This window comes from Persicitalea sp., from assembly GCF_041751555.1.
Lineage (GTDB): Bacteria > Bacteroidota > Bacteroidia > Cytophagales > Spirosomataceae > Persicitalea.
The window spans coordinates 1-5,875 of the sequence record NZ_JBGSXF010000359.1; the positions used below are offsets into that span (position 1 = coordinate 1).

Annotated in this window: 4 protein-coding genes and 1 pseudogene; 4 read left to right on the forward strand and 1 reads right to left on the reverse strand. The window is 53.8% G+C overall.

Going from position 1 to position 5,875, the window contains the following annotated elements:
* The 4 genes from ACEW8P_RS12965 to ACEW8P_RS12980 form a co-directional block, all read left to right on the forward strand.
* On the forward strand, positions 1-1,144 hold a 1,144-nt coding region (locus ACEW8P_RS12965), incomplete at its 5' end, for an arylsulfatase (protein WP_373513500.1).
* 202 nt (positions 1,145-1,346) lie between these two features.
* Positions 1,347-2,942: a GMC oxidoreductase gene (locus ACEW8P_RS12970; protein ID WP_373513503.1), complete on the forward strand. Its 1,596-nt coding sequence runs from the start codon at positions 1,347-1,349 to the stop codon at positions 2,940-2,942.
* 70 nt (positions 2,943-3,012) lie between these two features.
* Positions 3,013-3,549: a gluconate 2-dehydrogenase subunit 3 family protein gene (locus ACEW8P_RS12975; RefSeq protein WP_373513501.1), complete on the forward strand. Its 537-nt coding sequence runs from the start codon at positions 3,013-3,015 to the stop codon at positions 3,547-3,549.
* A 106-nt stretch (positions 3,550-3,655) separates the two neighbouring features.
* Positions 3,656-5,371, forward strand: a complete 1,716-nt coding sequence (locus ACEW8P_RS12980; protein ID WP_373513502.1) for a GMC oxidoreductase — start codon at positions 3,656-3,658, stop codon at positions 5,369-5,371.
* Positions 5,372-5,513: 142 nt separating this feature from the next.
* Here ACEW8P_RS12980 and ACEW8P_RS12985 read toward each other — a convergent pair.
* Positions 5,514-5,875, reverse strand: a pseudogene (locus ACEW8P_RS12985) (ATP/GTP-binding protein); the annotation flags it as partial.

Here is a 5,875-nt window from a genome sequence, read left to right on the forward strand (position 1 = left end):
GATGTTGCAGAAGAAAGGCTACCAAACTGCCTGCGTGGGCAAGTGGCACTTGGGCCTCGACTGGCAACCCAAAGACGCGGGAGGAAAAGTAGACAAGGGCGGCGTTTATCCCGACGGTAGCAACGTAGATTTCAGCAAAACGGCCCTCGGCCCCAAGCTGGCAGGCTTCGACTACTCGTTCATCATTCCGGCTTCGCTGGATATGGAGCCGTACTGTTTTGTCAAGAACGGTCAGGTGCCGGGTCTGCCGATGCAGCCCTACGCGGGCGAGCCGGAATTGACGGAAGGTCGTCATATCAACCGCTTCCATCGCGGCGGCGTGATCGCGCAAGATTTTACCATCGAGAATACCCTGCCGACTTTTGTCAATGAAGCCGAAGGCTTCATTCAAAAAAATAAAGACAAACCCTTCTTTCTATATTTTCCACTCAACTCACCGCACACGCCCTGGGTACCTGTGTCTCCTTTTAAAGGTAGTTCACAGGTTGGTCTGTACGGAGATTTTGTCGCCCAAACCGACGCCGCTGTGGGACGCATCGTGGCGTTGCTGGATAGCCTTAATCTAACCGACAATACCTTAATCATTTTTACCTCCGACAACGGTGCTTACTGGAAGCAACCGGAAATCGACCAGTTCAACCACCGCGCTAATGCCGACTGGCGCGGCATGAAAGCTGACATTTACGAAGGCGGCCACCGTGAGCCGTTTTTTGTCAAATGGCCGGGCCAAATCAAGTCCGGTTCGCAAACCGACCAAGCGTTATGTCTGACGGACGTATTTGCTTCGGTGGCAGACATCGTGAGTGCGTCTTTGGATAAAAACACCGCCGAGGATAGCTTTAACTTCTGGCCCGTGTGGGCGGGAAAAAGTACAAAACCAGTGCGGGAGTCCATTATACATCAGTCGGGCGACGGGATGCTGGCCCTGCGCGAAGGCGACTGGAAGTACGTCGAGGCGTTGGGCTCCGGCGGCTTTACTGGGCCCAAGCGGGTAAAGGCGGAGCCGGGAAAGCCGAGCGGGCAGCTATACAATTTGAAAACTGACCCTGGTGAGATGATGGATTTGTCGCAAAAGAACTCCGCAAAAGCAAAAGTGCTAGCCGCACGGCTGGAAAAAATCAGAAATCAGGGGTATAGTCGTTAACTATCGTCCTCTTTTCAGTTGACAGTTGACAGTTGACAGTTGAAAAGTCAATCATTTTTAATTTTCACAAATAAAAATAAAAGTGTCGTACCTAAACACCAAAGCCACAAAAGAAAATACCTACGACGCCATCATCATTGGCTCGGGCGTCACGGGCGGTTGGGCCGCCAAAGAACTGACCGAAAAGGGCTTGAAAGTCATCATGCTCGAGCGCGGGCGGAAGCTAGACCACGTCTCTGATTACGAAAATGCCACCAAGCCACCCTGGGAGTTTCGCTATAATGGCAAGCTCACCAATGAGCAAGTGGCATCACACCCCAAGCTGTCGCGCGATTATCCTTACAATGAGCTGACGGAGAGCTACTGGATGGACGACGCCGACTCGATGTACAAGGAGGTGAAGCGCTTCGACTGGTACCGCCCCAATATCGTGGGTGGCAAGTCGATCTTGTGGGGAAGGCAATCGTACCGTCTATCGGACATCGACTTCGAGGCAAATATCAAGGAAGGCATCGCGGTGGACTGGCCTATTCGCTATAAGGACATTGCTCCCTGGTATTCTTACGTAGAAAAACACGCCGGCATTTCGGGTGAGAAGCTGGGGCTGCCCCAACTACCCGACAGCGATTTCTTGCCCCCGATGGAGATGTTCTGCGTGGAAAAGGAAGTCCGCAAACGGATCGAAAAAAACTTTCCAGGTCGTAATATGACGATTGGACGCGTGGCTAACCTCTCCGAAGCTAAAAAGGAGCAGATGGGAATTGGTCGCGCGCCTTGTCAGTACCGCGCCAAGTGTAATTTGGGTTGTCCGTACGGAGCGTATTTCAGCACCCAATCGTGTACGCTGCCACCCGCCGCCAAAACAGGCCTGCTCACTCTGCGACCAGACTCGGTGGTGACCAACCTGATATACGACGAGAACTCGAAACGCGCCACTGGTGTCCGCGTTGTGGATTCTGGTTCAATGGATGTGCGGGTGTACAATGCCAAGATCATATTCGTGTGTGCTTCGTCGATGGCTTCTACGGCGATTTTGCTCAATTCTACTTCCAACCGTTTTCCTAACGGCCTGGGTAATGACTCCGAGCAGCTCGGCCACAATCTGATGGATCACCACTTCCGTACGGGTGCCGGTGGACAGTGGGAGGGCGACTTAGATAAATACTACTACGGGCGCCGCAACAACGGTATCTACATTCCGCGCTACCGCAACATCGGCAACGACAAGCGCGACTACCTGCGCGGCTTCGGCTATCAGGGCGGCGGGCGACGCGGCAACTGGATGCACAACGTAGCCGAACTGAGTTTCGGGGCCGACTATAAGCAGGAAGCCACCGAGCCGGGGCCGTGGAGCATGGGCCTGGGCGGATTCGGTGAAACCTTGCCCTACTACGATAACAAAATGTACCTCGATCCCAAAGACACCGATAAATGGGGGATGCCGCTGGTCGTGTTTGACGCTGAGTACAAGGAAAACGAGTTGAAAATGCGCGTGGATATGCAAAACGACGCCGCCGAAATGCTCGAATCGGCCGGGGTGAAAAACGTTCGGATCAACAAAGGAGAGTCGTTCATGGGCATGGCAATCCATGAGATGGGTACCGCCCGGATGGGGCGCGACCCCAAGACTTCGGTTCTCAACGGCAACAACCAGGTACACGACGTACCCAACGTCTTCGTGACCGACGGCGCCTGCATGACTTCGGCCTCCTGCGTTAATCCCTCGCTAACGTACATGGCCCTCACCGCCCGCGCCGCTGATTTTGCAGTGAAGGAGTTGAAGAAGAAGAATATTTAGGGGGCGGTTGGCTATCGGCAATCCAGAATCCAATATCTAATATCCAGAATCAAAATCACATATCATGAAAATGAACCGCAGAGATGCCGTACAGCGAATTAGTATGCTAATGGGCGGCATCGCGCTTTCCGGGCCAGTTGTGTCCGGCATTCTGGGCGAGAAAACCCACTTTGGCGAAAGCGTTTACGCCACGCCGCAGCAAGAAAAACTATTGGCCGAACTGGCCGATGTCATCATTCCAACTACCGACACGCCGGGTGCCAAAGCTGCCGGAGCTGAGCAATTCATCATCCGCGTCATGCGAGACTGCACACCGCTGGAAGAACAAAAGGCCTTCTATGCTTCGCTGGATAAATTCGATAGCGATAGTAAAGCCGCCTATGGCAAAAACTTCGCGGCGATTAGTAACGACCAGAAGGTAGCGATGGTGAAGAAGTTGATCGAGACGGATAAAGAATTTTTTAAGGACATGAAGCGGCTTACCGCCATTGGGTACTTTACCTCCGAAATTGGGGCTACCAAGGCATTGGAGTACATTGAGGCTCCCGGTCGGTTGGAAGCTTGTATTCCTCTGAAGCCTGGGCAGAAGGCGTGGGCGTTGGGATAAGTGGCTGTCGGGTATCAGCTGCCGACTATTGGCTTTTAAATTTGATAGGGCAAAATTAAACTCGGCGACGGCCGACCGTTTCAACATTTAAACTTTAAACTAAAACTTGTCAAACCTAAATACAAAAGTCACAAAGGACAATACCTACGACGCCATAGTCATCGGCTCGGGCGTCACGGGGGGCTGGGCCGCCAAAGAACTCACTGAAAAGGGCTTGACCGTGCTAATGCTCGAACGCGGACGCAAGCTCGACCATGTTACAGATTACGAAAACGCTACCAAAGCGCCCTGGGAGTTCGAGCACGCAGGCCTGATGACGATGCAGCAAAAGGAGGATCACCCCAAGCTGACCCGTGACGGCTTCTACGACGCTACGACGGACGGCTACTGGATGAAGGACATTGACGCGCTCTACCACGAAGCCAAGCGTTTCGACTGGTTCCGGCCAAATATTGTGGGCGGCAAGTCGATCCTTTGGGGACGGCAGTCTTACCGCTGGTCGGATATCGACTTCGAGGCCAATGCCAGGGAAGGCATTGCCGTTGACTGGCCTATTCGATATAAGGACATCGCGCCCTGGTACTCTTACGTAGAGAAATTTGCGGGCATTTCGGGGGAGAAGTTGGGCCTGCCGCAACTCCCCGATAGCGAGTTTTTGCCCCCGATGGAAATGTTTTGCGTAGAAAAAGAAGTCCGCAAACGCATTGAGAAAAACTTTCCGGGCCGCACGATGACGATAGGCCGAGTGGCCAACCTCTCCGAAGCCCGCAAGGAGCAACTCGGCGTAGGCCGTGCGCCCTGCCAGTATCGTAACAAATGCCGACTGGGCTGCCCATACGGTGCTTATTTTAGTACCCAATCCTGTACCCTGCCACCCGCTGCTGCAACGGGTCGACTGACGCTGCGGCCCGACTCCATCGTGGCGGAGATTCTTTACGACGAGAACAAGCAACGCGCCTCGGGCGTGCGGGTAGTTGACTCGGAGACGATGGATGAGCGCGAGTATAATGCCAAAATCATTTTCGTCTGCGGCAGCGCGATGGCTTCGGCGGCGATTATGCTTAACTCCACCTCCAACCGATTTCCGAACGGCCTGGGTAATGACTCGGAGCAATTGGGACATAATCTCATGGACCACCATTTTCACGTCGGTGCGGGTGGCAAATGGGAAGGTGATTTGGACAAGTACTATTACGGACGCCGCGCCAACGGCATCTACATCCCGCGCTACCGCAACATTGGTAAAGACAAGCGCGACTACGTGCGGGGTTTTGGCTATCAGGGCGGAGGCCGCCGCGGTGATTGGAAGCACAACGTCGCCGAGCTAAGCTTCGGGGCTACCTATAAGGACGCCGCCACGAAGCCCGGCCCGTGGACCATGGGCCTGATCGCTTTCGGTGAAACGCTGCCATATTACGAGAACCGGATGTACCTTCACCCTACCGATAAGGATAAATGGGGAATGCCATTGCCCGTTTTTGACGCAGAATTCAAAGAGAACGAGAAGAAAATGCGGGTGGATATGGCCAACGATGCCGCTGAAATGCTTGAAACCTCTGGCCTGAAAAACGTGAATCCCTACGACACAGGTTCGTACCCCGGTATGGCGATCCACGAAATGGGTACTGCCCGCATGGGCCGCGACGCCAAAACCTCCGTCCTGAACGCCCATAACCAGGTTCACGCCGTGCCGAACGTTTTCATGACCGATGGCGCGTGCATGACCTCGGCCTCTTGCGTAAATCCCTCACTGACGTACATGGCACTCACGGCCCGCGCCGCCGACCACGCAGTGAAGGAGTTGAAGAAGAAGAATTTGTAAGGGTGATCAGCAATCGGCGAATGGCTATTGGCTTTTCGTTCTTGCAAAAAAGGGGAATAGTACATTGTGTACCATTCCCCTTTTTATTTTGCTGAAAGCCTTGTCACATTGAGCGGACCGGGCTGGCGTACCAGCCGAAGTGTTACTTCAACTGATAAGCCACTACGCTATTCTTGAAGAACGTCGGCACGTACACGATCTTTTTCGCCGCGTCGTAGCCGATGTCGGCGGTGTTGCTCTCGATGTCTTTGGTGTCCAGCAGCTTCGTCGCTGTGCCGTCTTTTACGTGATAAACTTCCCCCGCCCAGCAGGAAACGATGTACTCACCGGGACTAACCTCCTCGATGCCGTCGGTGCTTTTGTCCATGCCTTCGGCCAGGGTAGTTACGTTTTTCTGGGCATCGATTTTTTGTAGTTTTCCGCTTTCAGTATAAAGCAAACCGTCACTCACGGCCAGGACGCCATTGGGGTTGTCGATGCCTTCGTGGTAAGTAGCGATCTGCC

Bases quoted from the DNA above. Each gene is read 5' to 3' on its own strand.
- ACEW8P_RS12970 (WP_373513503.1), top strand. From the start codon at position 1,347: ATGCTCGAGCGCGGGCGGAAGCTAGACCACGTCTCTGATTACGAAAAT.
- ACEW8P_RS12975 (WP_373513501.1), top strand. From the start codon at position 3,013: ATGAACCGCAGAGATGCCGTACAGCGAATTAGTATGCTAATGGGCGGC.